19 protein-coding genes are annotated in these 21,034 nt (G+C 58.0%); 10 read left to right on the forward strand and 9 right to left on the reverse strand.

Going from position 1 to position 21,034, the window contains the following annotated elements; all coding sequences use genetic code 11:
• The 4 genes from folC to purF are packed head-to-tail and all read left to right on the forward strand — an operon-like array spanning window position 1 to window position 4,151.
• On the forward strand, window positions 1-1,374 hold the full coding sequence (gene folC, locus WD071_RS14490) for a bifunctional tetrahydrofolate synthase/dihydrofolate synthase (RefSeq protein WP_368049110.1): 1,374 nt from the start codon (window positions 1-3) through the stop codon (window positions 1,372-1,374).
• A 26-nt stretch (window positions 1,375-1,400) separates the two neighbouring features.
• Window positions 1,401-2,096, forward strand: a complete 696-nt coding sequence (locus WD071_RS14495; RefSeq protein WP_368049111.1) for an SPOR domain-containing protein — start codon at window positions 1,401-1,403, stop codon at window positions 2,094-2,096.
• Window positions 2,097-2,129: 33 nt separating this feature from the next.
• The gene (locus WD071_RS14500) at window positions 2,130-2,606 is read left to right on the forward strand and encodes a CvpA family protein (RefSeq protein ID WP_368049112.1); all 477 of its coding nucleotides are present in this window, start codon (window positions 2,130-2,132) and stop codon (window positions 2,604-2,606) included.
• A 45-nt stretch (window positions 2,607-2,651) separates the two neighbouring features.
• Complete coding sequence (gene purF, locus WD071_RS14505; RefSeq protein WP_368049113.1) at window positions 2,652-4,151, forward strand: amidophosphoribosyltransferase; 1,500 nt, start codon at window positions 2,652-2,654, stop codon at window positions 4,149-4,151.
• Between the two features lie 104 nt (window positions 4,152-4,255).
• Here purF and WD071_RS14510 read toward each other — a convergent pair whose 3' ends face one another.
• The 7 genes from WD071_RS14510 to WD071_RS14540 form a co-directional block, all read right to left on the reverse strand.
• Complete coding sequence (locus WD071_RS14510; protein WP_368049114.1) at window positions 4,256-4,612, reverse strand: translation initiation factor Sui1; 357 nt, start codon at window positions 4,610-4,612, stop codon at window positions 4,256-4,258.
• Window positions 4,609-6,360 carry a BatD family protein gene (locus WD071_RS14515; RefSeq protein ID WP_368049115.1) on the reverse strand — a complete coding sequence of 584 codons (1,752 nt, stop codon included), beginning with the start codon at window positions 6,358-6,360 and terminating at the stop codon, window positions 4,609-4,611. Before WD071_RS14515 ends, WD071_RS14510 begins: the two co-directional genes overlap by 4 nt.
• Before the next feature lie 49 nt (window positions 6,361-6,409).
• Window positions 6,410-8,371 carry a VWA domain-containing protein gene (locus tag WD071_RS14520; protein WP_368049116.1) on the reverse strand — a complete coding sequence of 654 codons (1,962 nt, stop codon included), beginning with the start codon at window positions 8,369-8,371 and terminating at the stop codon, window positions 6,410-6,412.
• On the reverse strand, window positions 8,368-9,405 hold the full coding sequence (locus tag WD071_RS14525) for a VWA domain-containing protein (protein WP_368049117.1): 1,038 nt from the start codon (window positions 9,403-9,405) through the stop codon (window positions 8,368-8,370). Before WD071_RS14525 ends, WD071_RS14520 begins: the two co-directional genes overlap by 4 nt.
• Entirely contained in the window at window positions 9,398-9,979 is a 582-nt protein-coding gene (locus WD071_RS14530) for a DUF4381 domain-containing protein (RefSeq protein WP_368049118.1), read from the reverse strand. Before WD071_RS14530 ends, WD071_RS14525 begins: the two co-directional genes overlap by 8 nt.
• Window positions 9,958-10,929, reverse strand: a complete 972-nt coding sequence (locus tag WD071_RS14535; RefSeq protein WP_368049119.1) for a DUF58 domain-containing protein — start codon at window positions 10,927-10,929, stop codon at window positions 9,958-9,960. Before WD071_RS14535 ends, WD071_RS14530 begins: the two co-directional genes overlap by 22 nt.
• A 61-nt stretch (window positions 10,930-10,990) precedes the next feature.
• Window positions 10,991-11,950, reverse strand: a complete 960-nt coding sequence (locus WD071_RS14540) for an AAA family ATPase (protein WP_368049120.1) — start codon at window positions 11,948-11,950, stop codon at window positions 10,991-10,993.
• Between the two features lie 213 nt (window positions 11,951-12,163).
• On the opposite strand from WD071_RS14540, the gene WD071_RS14545 reads away from it, so the two are divergent.
• A complete protein-coding gene (locus WD071_RS14545; RefSeq protein ID WP_368049121.1) occupies window positions 12,164-13,210 on the forward strand; it encodes a quinone-dependent dihydroorotate dehydrogenase in 1,047 nt (348 codons plus the stop codon).
• Entirely contained in the window at window positions 13,210-13,464 is a 255-nt protein-coding gene (locus WD071_RS14550; RefSeq protein ID WP_368049122.1) for a glutaredoxin family protein, read from the forward strand. Before WD071_RS14545 ends, WD071_RS14550 begins: the two co-directional genes overlap by 1 nt.
• On the opposite strand, the gene WD071_RS14555 is transcribed toward WD071_RS14550, so the two are convergent.
• Window positions 13,433-14,272, reverse strand: coding sequence for a TatD family hydrolase (locus WD071_RS14555; protein ID WP_368049123.1), 840 nt, complete (start codon window positions 14,270-14,272; stop codon window positions 13,433-13,435). The two genes, WD071_RS14550 and WD071_RS14555, sit on opposite strands and share 32 nt — an antisense overlap.
• A gap of 96 nt (window positions 14,273-14,368) precedes the next feature.
• Between WD071_RS14555 and WD071_RS14560 the strand changes: the two genes are divergently transcribed.
• Window positions 14,369-15,433 carry a branched-chain amino acid aminotransferase gene (locus tag WD071_RS14560; RefSeq protein WP_368049124.1) on the forward strand — a complete coding sequence of 355 codons (1,065 nt, stop codon included), beginning with the start codon at window positions 14,369-14,371 and terminating at the stop codon, window positions 15,431-15,433.
• A gap of 222 nt (window positions 15,434-15,655) precedes the next feature.
• Window positions 15,656-18,283 carry a type I DNA topoisomerase gene (gene topA / locus WD071_RS14565; protein ID WP_368049125.1) on the forward strand — a complete coding sequence of 876 codons (2,628 nt, stop codon included), beginning with the start codon at window positions 15,656-15,658 and terminating at the stop codon, window positions 18,281-18,283.
• A 375-nt stretch (window positions 18,284-18,658) separates the two neighbouring features.
• Here the strand turns inward: topA and lexA are convergent, their stop codons facing one another.
• Window positions 18,659-19,273, reverse strand: a complete 615-nt coding sequence (lexA, locus tag WD071_RS14570; RefSeq protein ID WP_368049126.1) for a transcriptional repressor LexA — start codon at window positions 19,271-19,273, stop codon at window positions 18,659-18,661.
• Window positions 19,274-19,417: 144 nt separating this feature from the next.
• Between lexA and nagZ the strand changes: the two genes are divergently transcribed.
• Both nagZ and WD071_RS14580 read left to right on the forward strand, forming a co-directional pair.
• On the forward strand, window positions 19,418-20,458 hold the full coding sequence (gene nagZ, locus WD071_RS14575) for a beta-N-acetylhexosaminidase (protein ID WP_368049127.1): 1,041 nt from the start codon (window positions 19,418-19,420) through the stop codon (window positions 20,456-20,458).
• Entirely contained in the window at window positions 20,455-21,030 is a 576-nt protein-coding gene (locus tag WD071_RS14580; RefSeq protein ID WP_368049128.1) for a hypoxanthine-guanine phosphoribosyltransferase, read from the forward strand. The genes nagZ and WD071_RS14580 overlap by 4 nt, the downstream gene beginning before the upstream one ends.
• The last annotated feature ends 4 nt before the right edge of the window (window positions 21,031-21,034 follow it).

Consider the following 21,034-nt stretch of genomic DNA (forward strand, 5'->3'; position numbering starts at 1 on the left):
ATGGGCACAGCCACTGAGTCGGAGCTTGATCTGGCCGGATGGCTGACGCGAATCCAGCAGCTGCACCCCAACGAAATCGATATGGGGCTGGAGCGCCTCAACATCGTGGCCCGGCGGCTGGGTCTGGCAACGGGCAAACAGGCGGATTCTCCGCTGGTGATCACAGTGACCGGGACTAACGGCAAAGGCAGTCATGTCGCGGTCATTGATGCGGTGCTGCGCGCGGCCGGCAAACGGGTCGGCAGCTATACCTCGCCCCACCTTCTGCATTACAACGAACGCATCTGCGTACAGGGCGTCCCGGTTGCCGACAGCGCCATTGTGCAGGCATTTGTTGCGATCGAGCAGGCCCGCCAGGATGTGTCACTGACCTATTTTGAGTTCGGCACGTTGGCAGCACTGATGATCTTTCAGGAAGCAGACCTGGACGTCATGGTGCTGGAAGTCGGCCTGGGCGGACGACTTGATGCGGTCAATATTGTGGATGCCGATATCGCTGTCGTGACCAGTATTGGTCTGGACCATCAGGAATGGCTGGGTGACACCCGGGAAGCCATAGCCGTGGAAAAGGCGGGTATCTTCCGGCACCGGAAACCGGTGGTGTGTACCGAATCTGACCCGCCGATAACCCTGTTGCAGGCAGCGAGTGCATTGTCATGTCCGGTGTATCGCGCCGGCCGCGATTTTATCGCCAGTACCTCATTGGTGGATGAGCGCTGGCACTGGCGAGGGCGCATGGGCGCTGCGAACAGCACCGGACGCCAGACGCAGACCCTGACGGTCGCGAACCTGCCAGTCGCCGCGTTGGCGCCATCCAACATCGCCGGCGCCCTGCAGGCCGTGTGTCTGACCGGTCTGTTACCGTCCGAAGACTGGTTACAGGCGCAATTGCCGCAGATACTGTCAACGTTGATGCTGCCTGGGCGTCAGCAGTGGTTTCATCCACCACGGTTCCCGGTGTCGGTCGTTATGGACGTTGCCCACAACCCGCAGGCCGGGCAGGCACTGGCAAAGGCGATTCAGTGTCAGCGTCAGCAAATTCTGCTGCAGACAGGCCGTATTGGCTCGGTCCGCGTGGTGCTGGCGATGATGGCAGATAAAGATCATGCCGGATTCTATCAGGCCTTAGAAAAGCAGGCTGACTTCTGGTATATTGCGCACTTCGATCTGCCCCGTTGTTTACCGGCAGAAAAGCTGGCGAATCTGCTTCACGGGTTCGGTGCAAGGCAGGGTTCCATGGTGCCGATATCGTCTCCGGCGACGGTTACCAGGGCATTTCAGACTGCTTGTACCGATGCCGTTGCAGGTGACATCATTGTGGTGACCGGATCGTTTATTACAGTGTCTGACGTCATGTCGAGCATGTCGGACTGAGAGACACTGAGAGAGGCAGATACGCTTTGAATCAGAACACCCGGCAAAGATTGATTGGCACGCTGGTGCTGGCCGTAGCTGCATTGATTTTGCTGCCGGTGATTTTTGACGGGGAGGGCAGTTATCAGCCCGTCCTGCAAACCGATATTCCGTCACGTCCGGCCCAGCCGGTCCCTGCGCGCACTGACCCGCAACGTCCCGTTATCACCGCCGATACCGATGCCATACTGATCGACGGGGTTGCTGACAGCGCCGGCGCTGCCAGTACTACTGAAAACGCCACTGAAAACGCCACTGAAGACAACAATGAAATTGACGCGGGTACCGCTGATTCGCCTGTTGCCACCGAAGCGCCAGTGGTGACTGAAGCAGCTGACAACAGCGAAGAGGATAGCGCGCCATCGTCGGATACCGACGGGAGCAATCCTCAGACGGCCACGGCGCCACCGCCGACCCTGGACAATCAGGGCCTGCCCGAAGGCTTCAGCGTGCGCCTGGGATCATTTGGTAACACCACCAATGCCAGTAATCTGGTGGCCCGGCTGCAGGAGGCCGGCCATCGCGCCTACACCCGCCGTATTGACTCCAGTCAGGGTGTGCTGACCGCTGTGTTTGTTGGCCCGGTTGTTGATCGAGGCACTGCCAATATTTTGCTGGAAACCTTACGCGAGGATTTTGAACTTAACGGCATGATCGTGCGGTTTGAAATTGAAGAGCTGTAGGTACGCACGTGAGAAACCACGGAGAATAGCGCCATGAACCTGCTCGACATCGCTGTGTTGTTGGTTGTTGTTCTGTCATGTGTTTTTGGTTTATGGCGTGGATTTGTGCGTGAGGTGCTGTCCCTGCTGGTGTGGATTGCCGCCATCGTTGTGGCGCGCCTCTACAGCCCCCATCTGGCGCCGATGTTCAACAGCCTTACGGACAATGAAACCGGGCGTTATGTGCTTGCTTTCGCCATTCTGTGTTTTGCCACTCTGCTGCTGGGCGCGCTGATCAATCATTTTATGGCCCGGCTGATCAGTCTTGCCGGTTTGCAGCTCACCGACCGTTTGCTGGGCGCCGTGTTTGGTATTGCCCGCGGCGTGCTTATTGTGGCGGTGGCGGTGTATTTCGCCGCGGAATTTTATTCGGATCGTATCTGGTGGGTGGAATCGCAGACCCTGCCCTATGTGCAGCCGGTGATTGACTGGGGCAGCGGTTTTTTTGTTGAGCCTGAAACAGAAATTTGAATTTTTGCACAAACATTGTTTTACGCGGTTTACGGAGTAATTTGCATGTGTGGTTTAGTCGGAATTGTGGGTCAGTCTGACGTAGCAGTGGGTTTGTACGATACCCTGACGGTGTTGCAGCATCGGGGGCAGGATGCAGCAGGCATCGCAACATGCGACAACGGCATATTGAATCTGCGCAAAGACAATGGACTGGTCAAGGATGTGTTTCGCACTCGCCACATGCGGCGCCTGTCCGGCAAGATGGGCATCGGCCATGTACGTTACCCGACTGCCGGCAGTTCCAGCCCGGCGCTGGCGCAACCGTTTTATGTCAATTCGCCCTACGGTTTGTGTCTGGCACATAACGGCAACCTGACCAACTCGGCCCAGCTTAGTGAAGAGCTCTTCTCCGAAGATCTGCGACACATCAATACCGATTCCGACTCCGAAGTACTGCTGAATGTATTTGCGCACGAACTGCAGCAGGTCGGCAAAATGGCACCCACTGCTGACGATATTTTTGCTGCCGTTGAAGGTGTTCATCGTCGCTGCCGCGGCGGATATGTTGCACTGGTCATGATCACCGGCTACGGTGTGGTGGGATTCCGGGACAAAAATGGCATCCGTCCCCTGGTGTTCGGCAAACGCGAGCGTGATGGCAAGGCTGAGTACATGCTGGCCTCGGAAAGTGTTGCGCTGGACTCACAGGGGTTTACCCTGGTGCGCGATGTGGCGCCGGGAGAGGCTGTGTATATTGATGTGCGCGGCAATCTGCACACGCGCTTGTGCGCCGAGCCGGCACCGTATACACCGTGCATCTTTGAACACGTTTATTTTGCCCGCCCTGATTCATTGATGGACGGTATTTCCGTATACAAGGCCAGGCTGCGTATGGGAGAAAAACTGGCGGACAAACTCAAGCGTCTGCGCCCGGAGCACGATATTGATGTTGTCATCCCCATTCCCGACACCAGCCGGACATCCGCGCTTGAACTGGCCAACCGCCTGGGCGTCAAGTACCGCGAAGGGTTTGTTAAAAACCGTTATATCGGCCGTACTTTTATCATGCCGGGGCAGAGTGAACGTCGCAAGTCCGTGCGGCAAAAACTCAATGCCATCGAACTGGAGTTCCGTGGCAAGAATGTGTTATTGGTCGATGATTCCATTGTCCGTGGTACGACTTGTCGGCAGATTATCCAGATGGCACGTGATGCCGGTGCCCGCAAAGTGTATTTCGCCTCGGCGGCACCACCGGTGCGATACCCCAATGTATACGGCATTGATATGCCGGCTGCATCCGAGCTGATTGCACATGATCGCACCGAGAAGGAAGTGGAGACACTGATAGGTGCCGATTGGCTTATTTTCCAGGATCTGGAGGATCTGGTGTCCGCCTCGCAGGAAGGCAATCCCAATATCACGCAGTTTGACTGCGCGGTTTTCGACGGCAAGTATATTACCGGTGATGTGGATGCAGGGTATCTGCGTGCGCTGGAAGAGTCGCGTAATGATGTGGCAAAAAAGCGTCCCCGAAAGGTAGCTGAACCGGCAGACGAGGCCTGAGCCCCATTCCTGAGTCCAGTCCTGAGCTTGAACCAGAGCCCGGCCCTGGCCGGTTAGCGGTCGCCGCCGGTGTTAGCAGCCGTCGCCTGTTATAATTGCCAGCCTCAGCCGCCAGCCAGTTTGGCGGCAATGCCTTTGCTTTTAAGCAGATCAATAATCGCCGGACGGTGATCGCCCTGTATTTCGATGATGCCGTTCTTGACCGCGCCGCCGCTGCCGCAACGGGTTTTTAGTTGTTTGGCCAGGGCCTCCAGCTCGGCTGCATTCATCGCCAGCCCTTCAATAAGACAAACCCCTTTGCCTTTTCTGCCTTTGGTTTCCCGGCGTACTTTGACATTGCCGTCGCCAGCCGGTCTGGCTGCCGCCTGGGCTTTACAGCTGCATTCAGCGGTCGCCTTCAGACAGGCGGGGCACAACCTGCCTTTGTCAGTGCTGAAAACCGTGCGCGAGTTGTTGGTCATTGCCGATACAGCGGTGGCAGCGCGAAGTTCTGTTCCTGCTCAAGCCGCTGATTGTCTTTCAGATGGGCGCTGCGTTCAGCCTTCAGTACACTCGACAGGCGTTGACGGTCACCGGCGCTGAACGTGGCATCAGCGGCGCTGCTGTAGAGCACTGCCTGCAATTTCTGGCACAGTGACGTCAGCTCGCTGTTGTCAAAACGGGCAGACAGATCGTCAAGATTGTGCAGGCCGGCATCGCGATAATACTGGCGGCCCCAGGCAATCAAGTGCTGACGCAGCTGCAGAGGCTCTGCCGCTGCCAGGCTGCTTTCCAGTTGCCTGAATGCCAGCTTCTCCTGACCATTCTCGATGTCGCGTTCATAAACCGGGGTGCGCACGATGCCGGGCGAGTCGTCTGTCGGGCGTCGGCGTTGCCAAAACCACCACATCACGGCCAGTATCAGCACGATGACGGACAGCAGACCATAGATGATCCAGGCCGGTGTCTGGCGGCTGCTGAGCAACTCATCGGTGGTTCCCGGCGGTAGCAAATTGCCCGGCACAGCATTGTCGGTGGCAGTGGATACGCTGTCACCGTCGGCACCGGCACCGCCCGGTGCTTCCACCACGATAAAGGAGGCGGGCACCACGGCCTGGCGCAGGGAGTCGGTGTCCACGTCCCACCATGGCAGGTTGATCTCGGGAATCACCACGGAGCCGTTTTCGGTCGCCACCAGTTCGTAAATTTCGGTACGCGTGCCGACCACATTGCCGTCGATGATGCTGCGTTCAATCACCGGGGGTTCCGGGTACACATTCATTCTGTCGATTTCGGGGCGGCCCAGTGGGGGTAAAGCCGCACCGTCGAGACCATTGCCGGTAATGGTCAGGGTCCGGGTGACTGACTGGCCCGGTTCCAGGCGGGTTATATCGTCGCTCCAGCGCTCTTCGACACGGATGTCACTGGCAGGCAGCCAGGTGCTGTCTGTCGGAAATGCACCGGGACGTCCTTTGACCTCGATGTTGTAACCCGGAGCAAAGGCCGTGACCGGTCGCATGTTCGGGTTGCGGAATACAAAGTTGCTGGAACCATCGGTCAGTTCGCCGCGGAACACGATGTCAGGGATTTCCATCTCGCCGCTGCGCTGCGGAAAGATGACATAGTTCATTTCGTACACACCGTAGCGTTGGCCATCAATCAGCTGTTCATACTGGTGAGGCTGGCCCAGCAGCTGCACCACGGTATTCTCCGGTGCAACCTCGGTAAAATTCGGGTTACGGATACCGGCAATGGTGTAATACAGCCGGATGGTGAACAGCAGTTGCTCCTGCACGTAGACAGAGTCTTTGCTGATCACGGTCTCCATGTGCACATCCTGACCGCTGGCCAGTCCGGTTGTGCTGGGTTCTGTCACCGTGATGGTATAAGGTTCGGTGACCTGACCGGCAACGCTGATGGGCGGAATTTCCTGCTCACCCAGCTCGCGCGGGAACAGCACCAGCATGTAGTCAGTCCAGGATTCGATGCGGTTGTTCACCGAGCGCAGGTGACTGGCGGAACGGGTACTGACAATTTCAAACTGTTCGCGCAGGGGGTCCAGTTCGATGGCGACTCCACCTTGCTGGCCATGGACACGGATGCGCAGCGTGACGGTTTCGCCGCGCGCGATTTCACTGCGGTCCAGTTCGGTTTCGACGCGGGTCTGCTGTTGCGCTGCTGCGTTGCCCGCCAATGACAGCAAGGCGATCAACGCAAGGCAGACGGTCAAAACTGAAGACCGGATGTGCTGTTTTAATGCCTGGTTCATAATGCCCCGTTTATTCGTTCCCGTTCTGAGCGCCGGTGCGACGCTCTATCATACGACGGCGTGACTCAAACTGGAATTTCCGTTGCAACAGTTCGCCCGGATCATCTTCAATGCGCCGCAGAAATTGTTCCAGTGACTCCTGGTCTTCTTCCTGCTCAACCTCTGCGTCGCTGCGCTGCTGGCCCTGATCGGAGTTTTCTGATTCATTTTCCTGTTGCTGTTCATCCTGTTGCTGATCCTCCGACTGTTCCTGCTGCTCCTGTTCATCCTGTTCCTGTTGTTCTTCCTGCTCACTGTCCTCGCTTTCAGACTCACTTTGTGAATCCTGTTGTTCCTGTTCTTCCTGCTCCTGCTGCTGTTGTTCCTGTTCCTGCTGTTGCTGTTCCTGCAGCAGGTCCTCAACTATGGTCTTGTTGTGCAGGGCATCGGTATGATCGGGATCCTGTGCCAGCACGCGGTCATAGGCCGCTATCGCTTCCTCCAGTCGCTCGGCAAACGCCAGCGCATTACCCAGGTTGTAGATCGACTCGATATCGTCGCCCTGGCTGAACTGGTTGATGGCACTCTGGTAATCCCCGGCGCGATAGGCAGCGGATCCGCGCCATTCAGGTATCTCGAACAGGGTGGCGGCCGTGTAAGGATCAGCTTCTTCCAGGGCGCGGACACCACGCTGATCCCGGTTCAACCACAGGCTGCGGATATCAAAACCCTGCCTGGGCTCTGGTGGCGGCTCCGCCTGACCCTGGCCTATGGCCATTTCCTGCAGGTCTTCCTCGCTGATCAGGGTCGGTGCATTGGGCTGCGTCTGCACTGCGAGCGGATCCTGGCCCTGTTCCTGTTCCTGGTTCTGGTCCTGTCCTTGCTCCTGTTCTTGGTCCTGTTCTTGGTCCTGGGCCTGCACCGGAGGCGAAGGCAGTGCCAGCAACACCACGCTTGCGGCAAGTGTCAGCTGCAGGACCCAGCCGCGCCGGAAACACAGCGCGCACAGCGGCAGCAGCAGGATCAGCAGCCAGGGACCCGCATCCTGCCACAGTTCGACTTCCTCTTCCGATTCCAGATAGCTGTCATCATCGCCACGCAGCAGGCTGTCAGCCAGCACCGATTCGATATCAGAGGCGTTGACGGTGATGTCACTGTAACGGCCATTAAGACTGCTGCTCAGCGCTTGCAGGTTGCCACGATCCATGGCGCTGACCACCATCTGACCGCTGTTGTCACGCAGGAACTCACCGTTGCTGACCGGAATCGGGGCGCCACGAGGGGTGCCCACGCCGATGATGTGCAAGGGATAGCGGTTGTGGCTCAGGGTATTCTGGATATCGGCATTCTGGTCGCGCGGTACGTTCGAAGTAATCAGCAGGATGCGGCCGTTTACCGCGGATGCGTCGTCCATCAGGCTGTTGGCCATGGCAATGGCTTCGGCCGGGTTGTTGCCGACAACGGGCATGATGTTGGGGCTGAGCGCCGGCACCATGGCCCTGATGGTGACCGAATCGTCACTCAGCGGTGTTACCAGATGGGCTTCGCCGGCGTAGACCACCAGACCGGTCTGCCCCTCGCGCCGGGTGTCCAGAATATCCATGATCTTGCGGCGGGCCACGGTAATGCGGTTCGGATCCCGGTCGTTGGCAAACATGCCCAGGCTCAGGTCCAGCACGATGACCAGGGCTTCCTGACGTTCCTGCACCGGCTGGGTCTGTTTGGACCAGGTGGGGCCGGCCAGTGCAACCACGCTCAGCACCCAGGCGGCAATTAACAGGATCAATGGCAGACGTTGGGATGTGCTCTTGTTGGCGCTGAGCAGGTAGGGCAACAGGCTCTGATCAATGACTTTGTGCCAGGCGCTGCCCTGAGCGTCCAGGCGCCACAGGCGGCTGAAGAAAAACAGGGCGGGTATCAGGGCGAGCAGCCAGAACGGGCGCAGAAAATGAAATTGCGCCAGGGTCTGCATCAGCGTTAATGGCTCGTTCATACCGAACCTCCGGTATCGGGCGCTGCGCCTGGCCTGGCGCCGATACGACCGGCAGCCGGCATGGCGGCCAGGGCCAGCAGGAAACTCAGCAGCAGCGCACTGCCCAGCGGCCAGTGAAACAGCTGCGTGATGGGCCTGTAGGTTTGCTCATCCTGTTCGATGGGCTCCATGGCGTCCAGGTCGTCATAAATACGGATCATGTCCTCCAGCGTCCGGGCCCGGAAATATTCGCCACCGGTCATGTTGGCGGCTGCGGCCATGGCGTCATCGTCGATTTCCGATACCAGCGCACCGGCCCGATTGCCAAACAAGGAACGCTGGGCAAACTGGTCAGAGGCGACCCCCACAATATGCATTTTGATGCCTTCCGTGCGCGCCAGCTGGGCCGCCTGAGAGGGTGTCAGTTCACCCGCATTGTTAATGCCGTCAGTCAGCAGAATCAGAATCCGGTTGTTGTCCGGTTGTTCGCGCAGATGTTTGACGCTCAGGCCAATGGCATCGCCGATCGCGGTGGCAGACTCATCAATCATGCCAATTTCCAGCTCCTCGACCAGGCGCGCTACTGTCTCCAGGTCCCGGGTCATGGGTGTCATGACGTAGGCGTGGGCGGCAAACAAACCAATGCCCAGGCGGTCCCCCTGACGCTTTTCCACAAAATCGCTGATCACCGCTTTCATCACCTGAAAGCGCGACAGCTGGGTATTGTTGAGAAACATATCGCGCGCTTCCATGCTGCCGGACAAGTCCAGGGTCAGCATCATGTCGCGTCCGGTGGTGGGTATTTCAACAGGCTCACCCACCCACTGTGGCCGACTGCCGGCAGTGACGACCAGCAACCAGATGACAACACAGCACAGCAAAGTCAGGATGTTCTTGTTAAAGGAGCGAGACGAGTCCGTGTGCAATTGCACCAGACGCCGGTAGAACGGCACCCGCAGGGCCGCATCCTGCCGCGGCGCGCGCGGGATCAGCCAGTAGATCAGCAGGGGCAGGGGGAGGGCAAGGAAAACCCAGGGCCAGGAAAATTCAAGCATGATGATCAGCCGTCGTCTGTATCCGGTTTGCCGTGTCGGTGCTTTTTTTTGTGTCTGTGTTTGTGTCTGTGTCGGGTCTGATTTTAGCCATATACAGGTGTCTGATCCAATCGCGGGCCATGCTGTGCAGGGCCTGGGTATCGACATTGCAGCGCGGGGCGAAGCGGCCTTCGGCCAACGCACTGGCCAGGTCCGGTGTCAGGCGTTTACTGCGATCGTGCTGTTTGATAAATGCGACCCAGTCCTGTCCGCTGAGACCGGCCACGCGGCTGTGGGCAAAGTGCAGCAGCGCGACCCGGCGCAGGACACTGTTGACGTCATTGACGTAAATCAGGCGCTGTTCCATGTCGGCTTCGCCGGCCTGCAACTGTGCCAGACATTTGTCCAGTTCGTGCAGGGCATTGCGGTAACGCCGGCGCAGCTGCAGGCGTTTGTGCAGCCGGTAGGCACCGTACAGCAGCAGGGCCAGCAGCAGTACGGCAAGCACCCACCAGCCCGGCGCCAGCGGCCAGAATCCGGGTTCTGCGGGCAGATGAATATCTGCCATGTCACTTAAAGCGTCTGTGAGGTCCATTGATGTATACGTTCCACGACCGGTTCATCGGTTCTGATTGTCAGCAGCGGTATCTGCAGTTTGGTCAATTCGGCCCGCAGTACATCCACGCGTTGCTGAAACACACTGCGGTAGTTGTCACGGGCTTTTTTGCTGAAAGTGTTCAGCGTCCCTTTGTTACGCCCGTCGGTAATACTGTAGTAACCGGGCACAGGCAGGTTCTCTTCCAGTTCATCGTGAATGAAGCAGCAAACTACATTGTTATGACGTGACAACTGGTACAGGTACTGAAATCCTGCCTCATCAATGCTGCTGAAGTCACTGATGACGTAAAGCGTGCTGCCGGGCTTGGTGATGCGGCGGATACGACCCAGTGCGGTGGCCAGGCCGCCAATTTCATCGGCTGTGCTGAGTCTTTGCGCTAAACCGGTGGCCAGATCGGCATTGGCCAGCTGCACCTGATTCAGCAGATGCAGTGCGGAGCGGCGGCTGCGCTTGGGCCGCACCAGGGCAAAATTGTCATCGCTGTACACCAGGCCGCCCACCCGGTCGCCATTGTCGATTGCCAGCCAGCAGAAGATGGCAGCAGCCTGCGCCGCGATTACGGACTTGAAAGCAACATGGCTGCCAAAGAACATGGAGCTGGACTGGTCGACGGCAATGAGCACCGGGCGTTCGCGCTCTTCACGAAACACTTTGGTGAACGGTTTGCCGGTGCGGGCTGTGACACGCCAGTCGATGGTACGGATATCATCGCCGGCCTGGTACGGGCGGAACTCTTCAAAATCAATGCCGCGGCCGCGGATCTTGGACAGATGCTGGCCGGAGATGCCCGCCACCGAACGTTTGTGTGACGCGTATTCGAGCGTGCGGGCGGCGTAGCGTTGCAACAGCAGGTCCTGCAGACTGATCACGGCACCCGTGCTCTGGTACAGCGCCTGATGCGGTAGTGTGCGAGCCTGCTTACTCATAGTGTCTCTCTATCGGGCCTATCGGGCCTATCGGGGCTATCGGAGAACTGCACAGGGGTGATCAGGCTGATGGCACGCGTTCCAGAATGGTGCTCAGCACCTTGTCCGGGGTAACGCCGCTGGCTTCGGCTTCAAAACTGAGCAGAACCCGGTGGCGCAGCACATCAAACATCACTGCCTGTACATCATCCGGGCTGACGAAGTCTTTGCCCAGAATCCAGGCGTGGGCGCGGGCGCAACGGTCCAGCGATATGGTACCACGCGGGCTGGCACCGAAATCGATCCAGGCGGCCAGGTCGTCACCGTAGACGGCCGGGTTACGGGTCGCCATGATCAACTGGATGATGTACTCCTCAACAGCAGGCGCCATGTGCATGGCCAGAATTTCCTGGCGCGCGGCAAACAGGTCTTCCTGGCTGACCACCGCCGGTGCGGTCTGGGCAATGTTGCGGGCTTCGTCACGCACCAGCTGCAGAATTTCGCGTTCGGCTTCAACGCTGGGATAACCGATGGCAACGTGCATCAGGAAGCGGTCAAGCTGGGCTTCGGGCAGCGGATAGGTGCCTTCCTGCTCGATGGGGTTCTGAGTGGCCATCACCAGAAACAGCGGTGGCAGTTTGAAGGATTCGCGTCCCACCGAGACCTGGTGCTCGGCCATGGCTTCAAGCAGGGCGGACTGCACTTTGGCGGGCGCCCGGTTGATCTCGTCAGCCAGCACCAGGTTATGGAAAATCGGACCAGGCTGAAAGCGGAAAGAGCCATCTTCAGGGCGATAGATTTCGGTGCCGGTAATGTCACTGGGCAGCAGGTCGGGGGTGAACTGAATACGGTGAAAGTCGCCTTCAACGGCACGCGACAGGTCCTTGATGGCTTTGGTTTTGGCCAGACCCGGTGCACCTTCGACCAGCAGATGGCCGTCGGCCAGCAGCGCAATCAGCAAGCGATCAACCAGGCGTTCCTGGCCAATAATTTGCTGTGTAAGCCAGGTCTTCAGAGCGGTGATGGTGTTGTGGTGACTCATAGTTTTCCCTGTTGTCGGTGTCGGGCCTGTTTTTGATGTCGGGCCTTCTTTGGGTCGCGGGTTAAGGCCGGAAGTCAGCGATTGTAACCAATTCAGGGCTGATGTCTAGCAGGCACCGGCGTCAGTTTGTCGCAGAATGTGGCAGCGGGGTCGGCCACAGTCCTTTATAATGGCAATGAAATTGGCAACAACATTCCTGAAGGGGCTCCCTGCATGTACGGCCTGATGCGTTCACTTTTATTTACATTGCCTGCCGAAGCGTCCCATGGCGCGGCCATGAGCAGCCTGGATCTGGCGCACGGGCTTGGGTTCAGCGGCGCGCTGGGTGGTGCCCGCAAGGGCCGCGCGCAGGCAGTCACCGTGATGGGTATCGAGTTCCCCAACGCGCTGGGCCTGGCCGCCGGGCTGGACAAAAACGCCGACCATATCGACGCGCTGGCAGCGCTCGGGTTCGGTTTCATAGAAATTGGTACCGTCACGCCCCGGCCGCAGCCCGGTAATCCGCGGCCGCGTCTGTTTCGCCTGGTAGCCCAGCGCGCCATCATTAATCGCATGGGTTTTAATAACAAAGGTATCGATCATGCGCTGGCGCAAATAAACCGTAGCGCTTTTCGGGGGATACTGGGCATCAACATCGGCAAGAATTTTGATACCCCGGTAGAGCAGGCCGCGGATGATTACCTGATCGGCTTGCGCAAGGCCTGGCCCTGTGCCAGTTATATTGTGGTCAATCTGTCATCGCCCAATACCCCCGGGCTGCGCACCCTGCAATACGGTGAGGAACTGCGCCGACTGCTGACCTTGTTAAAACAGGAACAGCTGGCACTGGCGCGGGCTGATGGGCGCCAGGTGCCACTGGTTGTCAAGATTGCACCGGACCTCAGTGAAGAGGAGGTGGGCATGATCGCAACCGCGCTGCTGGAATTTCGTGTTGATGGTGTTACCGCCACCAACACCACCCTGGCGCGCGACGGCGTCAGGGACAACCCGCTGCATACCGAGGCCGGCGGTTTGAGTGGTGCGCCCCTGCGCCAGGCATCAAACCAGGTGATAACACAACTGGCCCGGGCGCTGGACGGACAGATCCCCATCATTGGTGTCGGCGGCATCGGGTCGCTGGCGGATGCCCGGGAGAAACTGGCTGCCGGGGCCAGTCTGGTGCAGATTTACAGTGGTTTCATCTACCGCGGGCCACCACTGGTGCGGGAAATTGTTGAGGGCCTGGCTGCAGGAGAGAGCAAATTAGGGGAGAGCAACTGATGGCGGCCGAGTTGTTGCTCTATACCACGGTGGGCTGTCATTTATGTGAGCAGGCAGAGGCCGTGCTGCACGCTGTGGCTGATACCCACTCCGGACTGACCTGGAGGCCGGTGGAGATCAGCGACGCCCCGGCACTGGTAGCAGCTTACGGCTTGCGCATCCCGGTGATCAGACTGTCGGGTCAGGATGCGGATCTGGGCTGGCCTTTTGACGAGGCCGCTGTCAGGCGTTACCTGACTCAGGTGCAGGGTTAGGCTTAGACAGGGAGTAAACCTCAAGTTTGAACAAACGCACCGCATTGGCGGTGGTTTCGGCGGCAAGCTCGGCAGGGAGGCGCTGGCAGCAGTGTGCCACGGTGGCGAGCACTTCGGTCAGCCACGCCGGTTCATTGCGCCGGGTTTTAGGTTTGGGGCGCAAAGTGCGTGGCAATAAATAGGGAGCATCGGTTTCCAGCAACAAGCGGTCGGCGGGAATGTTGGCGACCAGCGCCTGCAGATGCTTGCCGCGGCGCTCATCACAGATCCAGCCGGTGATGCCGATATACATGTCCAGGTCCAGGTAGTCGAACAGCGCTTCACGGCTGTCGGTGAAGCAATGCACCACGCCACCGCTGAGGGTATCGCGGTATTCTTTGAGTATGGGCAGGAAGCGCGCGTGCGCATCGCGCTGATGCAGAAATACTGGCTTGCCGGTGTCTGCCGCCATGGCCAGATGCTCGCTGAAGACTTTTTCCTGCACCGGGCGTGGCGAGAAGTCGCGATTAAAATCCAGTCCGGTTTCACCCACCGCTTTTACCAACGGCGCGTCCAGCAAATCACGAATGCCGGACAGCACGTCTGCACTGGCGTGCGCCGCTTCATGGGGGTGAATGCCGACAGTACAGGACAGGTCTGGATAACGAGTACAGATTGCCAGCGCCTGCTCGGATGCCGCCAGCGTGGTGCCGGTAACCAGTTGGTGTACAAGCCCGGCATCGCGGGCGCGTTGCAGCACATCAGCGAGGTCGTGGGCAAAGGATTCATGGCCAAGGTTGGCGCCGATATCGATCAGAGGATTTGTCATGGCGCGCGATTATAGCAGAGATGTGGTAGATTCAGCGCGTATCGAGGATAATGCCGCATCAAATCATTACCGCAGACATAATCAGGGTGAACGACGTTGGAACAGACTAAAAGCGAGCAGGCTAAACACAAAAAGGATCTGAACTGGGCGGAGCTGGGTTTCCAGTACCGGCCTACGGACTACCGGTTCCGTGCCATGTTCGTGAACGGCCAATGGACCGACGGTGAACTGATCACGTCGGAGATGATTTCAGTGCATGAAGGCGCGCCTGCGCTGCATTATGCGCAACAGTGCTTTGAAGGCCTGAAAGCGCAGACCGCGCCCGATGGCCGCGTGTTGTTGTTCCGGCCCGAACTGAATGCTGAGCGTATGCGCCAGGCGGCCACGCGGCTGTTGATTCCGGAAGTGCCGCAGGCATTGTTTATTCGTGGTGTGGAAGCGGCGGTGCGCGCCAACTATCCATGGATTCCGCCCCATGGCTCAGGTGCAGCCCTGTATATTCGGCCCATGCTGATTGGTGTCGGGGAAAACCTCGGGCTGAAACCTGCGAAGGAATTTGAATTCCGTGTATTTGTGTCACCGGTCGGGCCTTATTACCAGAGCGCCGGTCTGGCAGTGATTTCGCTGGCGGTATCGGATCTGGACCGTGCTGCGCCGTCAGGTACCGGCAATTTCAAAATCGGTGCGAACTATGCCGGCGGGCTGCTCGCGACCCGGCTGGCACAGCAGCTGGGCGCCAATGAAGCCCTGTTTCTGGACGCGGCGCAACGTCGTTACATTGATGAGGCCGGTTCTGCCAATATTGTGGTTGCGATGCGTGGCGGACGTTTTGTCACACCCAGCTCCAGCGCAGTGCTGCCCAGTGTGACCCGGCGTTCGATCATGACGCTGGCGGAAAAAGAGCTGGGCCTGACCGTTGAGCACCGGCCCATTGATCTGCGCAAGGAACTCGAGGATTTTGAGGAGGTGGCGGCCTGTGGCACCGCCGCGGTGGTCTCGCCCGTCGGCCGAATCTGGCTGGACAGCAAATGGCACAGCTTCTATGGTGGTGGTGAACAGGCCGGTCCGGTCATGCAGAAACTGTATGAATTACTGGTCGGCATTCAGCGCGGGGAGCTGGCAGACAAGTACGGCTGGACCCATCAGGTCCCGATGGATTAAACGGTCTTTCAGCACGCCGCCCCGGAAAGTTCGCGGGCGGCATTATCAACAAACGCTTGACCCTCAGTCAGTGAATCTTTATATATGACGGCTTCGTCAGGGTAAGCCGCCCTGATTTTGTATTGCTGATGCGCAGCAAATACCACGAACAAGCATCAGGACCAACGCCAGGACCAACACCAGGGCCAACATCAGGACCAACATCAGGAAAAGTGCAGCTTAATGAGTAAATCCCTAGTAATTGTCGAGTCTCCCGCCAAGGCGAAAACCATCAACAAGTACCTCGGCAACGAGTTCGTGGTCAAGTCCAGCGTGGGTCATATCCGCGATCTGCCGGTCTCCGGCAGCGCGTCCAGCTCGACAACCACCCCGGCCCAGCGCGCCAAGGAAGCTGCCAAGACCCGCAAGCTGAGCCCGGAGAAAAAAGCGGCGCACAAGCAGAAAAAAGCCCGGCAACAGCTGATTGCCCGCATGGGTGTAGACCCCGAACATGACTGGGCCGCCCGCTACGAGATTCTGCCTGGCAAGGAAAAGGTCGTCTCCGAATTGCAGAAACTGGCCAAAAGCGCCGACACCATCTACCTGGCAACGGACTTGGACAGAGAGGGGGAGGCCATTGCCTGGCATCTGAAGGAGGCCATTGGTGGTGACGAAAGTCGTTATCGCCGTGTGGTGTTCAACGAAATTACCAAAAAAGCGATAAAGGAAGCATTCTCCCACCCCGGTGATCTGGACATGCGGTACGTCGAGGCGCAGCAAGCGCGGCGTTTCCTGGATCGGGTCGTCGGGTTCATGGTGTCGCCGCTGTTGTGGGCAAAAGTGGCGCGTGGCCTGTCTGCCGGACGGGTGCAATCGGTAGCGGTGCTGCTGGTTGTTGAACGTGAGCGTGAAATTCGCGCCTTTGTTCCCGAAGAATACTGGGAGCTGTTTGCCGACACCACCAACAAGGCCAAAGAGGCATTGCGCCTGCAGGTTATCAAACAGGCGGGCGAGAATTATCGACCCGGCAATGCGAAAGAGTCGGCAAAAGCCGAAGCAGCACTGCAGGGTGCAAAATTTGTTGTCAGTGCCAGAGAAGACAAACCGACCAGCTCCAAACCACGACCGCCGCTGATTACATCTACCCTGCAGCAGGCTGCCAGCACGCGTCTGGGTTTTGGCGTGAAAAAAACCATGATGATGGCGCAGCGCCTGTACGAAGCCGGTTACATTACCTACATGCGTACAGACTCGACCAACCTGAGCGCCGATGCCGTGCAAATGTGTCGGGACTATATTGAAGCGCAGTTTGGCAGCAAATACCTGCCGGAGACTGCCATTCGTTACAGCGCACGCGATGGTGCGCAGGAAGCGCACGAGGCGATCCGGCCCACTGATGTCAATACTTCACCGACATCGCTGTCGGGCATGGAACGTGACGCTGAACGTTTGTATGCCTTGATCTGGGCGCACTTTGTCGCTTGTCAGATGCCCCCTGCCAGATATCTGAGCAGCAGGATTTCGGTGACTGCCGGTGATTTTGAGCTCAGCACCAAGGGCCGGATCATGCAGTTTGACGGTTACCTGCGGGTGCTGCCGACTAAAGAAGAAGACGTGGTACTGCCCGATGTCAGCAAGGGCGAAGAACTGTCCCTGCAGCAACTGGAAGCCAAACAGCACTTCACCAAGCCGTCTGCGCGATACACGGAAGCGAGCCTGGTCAAGGAACTGGAAAAACGCGGTATCGGTCGCCCGTCGACCTATGCGTCGATTATTTCGACGATTCAGGATCGTGGTTACGTCAAGGTTGAAAGCCGGCGTTTTTACGCGCAGAAAATGGGTGACATTGTTGTTGAGCGGTTGCAGGAAAGTTTCACCGAACTGATGGATTATGATTTCACAGCAAAAATGGAAGACTCGCTGGACAAGGTTGCTGCCGGTGACAAAGACTGGAAAAAGTTGCTGAATGATTTTTATGCGGACTTTTCCGAGCAGCTCGCCCGTGCCTCGGCCGATGACGATGGCATGCGGGAAAACAACCCGACTGAAACCGATATTCCGTGCCCGGACTGCGGCCGCAATATGCAGATTCGCACGGCATCCACCGGGGTATTTCTCGGTTGCTCCGGTTACGCCCTGCCGCCCAAAGAGCGCTGCAAGTGCACCATCAACCTGACACCCGGGGAGGAGGCGATCAACACTGACAATGCCGAAGAGGCAGAGGAAGTCGAGAACCGCCGCCTGCGCGAACGCAAGCGCTGCAAACTGTGCAACGCCACCATGGACAGCTACCTGATCGACACCGAGCGCAAACTGCATGTGTGTGGTAACAACCCGGACTGTTCAGGTTTTGAAGTGGAGAAGGGCAGCTTCAAGATCAAGGGTTATGACGGTCCGGTAATCGAGTGTGACAAGTGCGGCTCGGATATGCAGTTAAAAACCGGCCGTTTTGGCAAATATTTTGGTTGCACCAATACCGAATGCAAAAACACACGCAAGCTGCTGCGCAGTGGTGAAGCGGCGCCGCCGAAGATGGATCCGGTGCCCATGCCCGAACTGGCCTGTGAAAAGGTAGAGGATCATTACGTGTTGCGTGATGGCGCTGCGGGTCTGTTCCTGGCCGCCAGCAAGTTTCCCAAGAACCGCGAGACGCGCGCGCCCCTGCTGGCGGAAATCATTCCGCACAAGGATGAGATTGATGAGAAATACCACTACCTGCTCAAGGGTCCGGTCGCCGATCCCGATGGCAACCCGTCTGTTGTGCGTTTTAGCCGCAAGACCAAGGAGCAGTATCTGCTGAGCGAGGTGGACAAGAAGGCCACGGGTTGGAAGGCGTACTATCGCAATGGCAAATGGGTCGTTGAGAAGTAAACCGTCTGGAAACTACCGTCGTTGCCGGGGCATGGTGGGCACGTTTCGGGGTCAGGTCAGATCAGGCGGCGACACGGGGTCGGTCTCGTCACGGTCGCCTTCGGCGCCCTGGCCTGCATTTGCTCCTGCAATGCAGGCATTCCCTTCGTCCGTGAAGGTCAATTGTTCCTCGACGGACATCCCGCACCACCAACCAGTCCTTTACTGGGTGTGGAGTGGCCCTCCGATGACATTAATGCGTTGTTTCAGAGGATTAGAAGCGTCATCGAGGCAGGCGATGCTAGGCGAAGTGTGTTTTTTATGAAGGAGCCTACATTTAGTAAGTGACTGATTAAAAAACACGCTTCAACGCCGCAGCGGCCACGATGATAGCTTCTAATGGCGGCGGATCACACCCACGCTGATACCTTCTATGGTGAACTGCTGCGAGCGCAGATCGACCTCGATCGGGGCAAAATCTTCGTTTTCGGCAACCAACAGCAGGCGGTGTTTTTCTTTTGTGTGTTGCAGGCGTTTGACGGTGACGTCTTCGTCCAGGCGGGCGACAATGATGTCGCCGTCGCGGGCCTGGCTGGTTTTATGCACGGCCAGCAGGTCACCTTCGTGAATGCCGACGTTGATCATGCTGGTACCTTTGACAGTCAGCAGGTAGTCGGCTGCGGGGTTAAACAGGCCGGCGGGCACGTTGACGTATTCGTCGATGCACTCCTGCGCCAGGATGGGGCTGCCGGCAGCGACCTGGCCGATCACGGGCAGGCCGGCGGGGCCGTCTTCTTCCAGATCAGGCAGTTTGATACCGCGTGAGGCACCGGGGATGATTTCAATGGCTTTCTTGCGCGCCAGTGCCTTCAGGTGCTCTTCGGCCGCATTGGGTGAGCGGAAACCCATCTCCTGCGCAATTTCCGAGCGCGTGGGCGGGTAGCCGGTGTCCTGCTGATAACGGCGGATGAATGCCAGTATTTCTGCTTGTCTGGGGGTCAGTGCATGCATAGCGATTCCGTTTACTGTGTGCTTACCTGTGATTATATACAGTTATTGTGTCGGCGCAAACGTTTCTTAACACCTTGCGAATCTGTGATAATGCGGGAATCTGAAAGACCTCCAACAACGGACTGAACAGGGCAGGAGTAGGCGATGACCGATATACCCGGCGTATTGATGCTGGATCTGCAGGGACTGGTGCTGAGCCAGGAAGAGCGTCGCTTGCTGGCGCATCCGCAAGTGGGTGGCGTCATTCTGTTCTCCCGCAATATCCGTGATGTGGCTCAGGTACAGGCGCTGGTCGGCGATATTCGCAGCTGTCGGGCGCAACTGCTGATAGCGGTGGATCAGGAAGGCGGGCGGGTACAGCGATTGCGTGAGGGGTTTACGCGGCTGCCGCCGATGCTGCGTTTCGGCGAACTGTGGCAGCACGATCAGCAGGCGGCGACGACGCTGGCTCGTGATTGTGGCTGGCTGATGGCAGCCGAAGTGCGCGCCTGTGATATAGATTTCAGTTTTGCACCGGTGCTGGATTTACATACCGGGCTTAGCGAAGTGATTGGTGATCGTGCGTTTGCTGCTGACCAGGAAGCGCTGATCGCGCTGGCGACCGGGTTCATGCAGGGCATGCATGAAGCGGGCATGGCCACCACGGGCAAACATTTTCCGGGACATGGCAGCGTCAGTGCGGATTCGCATCATGCCTTGCCCGTGGACACGCGCCCCGTGCAATCCATTCGCGAGCATGACATGCAACCCTTTGTAAGCTGCATGTCAGTCATGGATGCGGTGATGCCGGCACATGTGATTTATGAACAGGCCGATGCTGAGTGCGCCGGATTTTCTGATTACTGGTTGCAGACGGTGTTGCGCGAAGAGCTGCACTTCCAGGGTGTGATTTTCAGTGACGACCTGGTGATGGCGGCAGCGGCGGCGGCCGGTTATATGGATGCAAGAGTCAAAAAAGCGCTGGCTGCCGGTTGTGATATGTTGCTGGTGTGCAATGACCGCGCTGCTGCACTGCAGGCGCTGGCAACGCTGGAGAAAATGCACACTGAACCCAATGCGCGGCTGCTGCGTATGCAGGGTAAACCTCATCTCACGTTAGATGCCCTCACCGCCACGCCGCGCTGGCAACAGACCCGCGAGCGACTGGCACAACTGGAATCGCTACAGCCGGGAAAAGTCCTATGAGTGGAAAAAATACTGATCTGGTGCATCTGCAGCGTGTGATGGACAACGCCGCCTGCCTGTATACGGAAAACCAGGTTGAACAGGCACTCGATGAAATGGCCGTTCAGATCAGTGCGGTTCTGGCTGACAAAAATCCCCTGGTGCTGTGTGTGATGAATGGCGGCATCGTGTTGACCGGCCGTCTGGCGCCGCGTCTGAACTTTCTGCTACAGATGGACTATATCCACGCCACACGTTACCGTGAGCAACTGCAGGGCAGTGATCTCCAGTGGCGAGTGACACCTGCTACGGATGTGAAGGGGCGTATCGTGCTGGTGCTGGATGATATCTTTGATGAGGGCGAAACCCTGGCGGGCATAAAAAGCTGGTGTGAAGGTAAGGGTGCAGAAAAAGTATACGCAGCGGTGCTCATCGACAAGCTGCATGATCGCAAAACGGCGTCCCTGAAAAAAGCCGACTTCACTGCGCTGACGGCGGAGGACAAATACCTGTTCGGTTATGGTATGGACTACAAAGGCTACTGGAGGAACGCGCCGGGTATTTACGCGGTCAATTTTTCTGTCGAGGCCTGATCCG

Source organism: Pseudohongiella sp., from assembly GCF_040877505.1.
In the GTDB taxonomy this organism is placed as follows: Bacteria; Pseudomonadota; Gammaproteobacteria; order Pseudomonadales; family Pseudohongiellaceae; genus Pseudohongiella.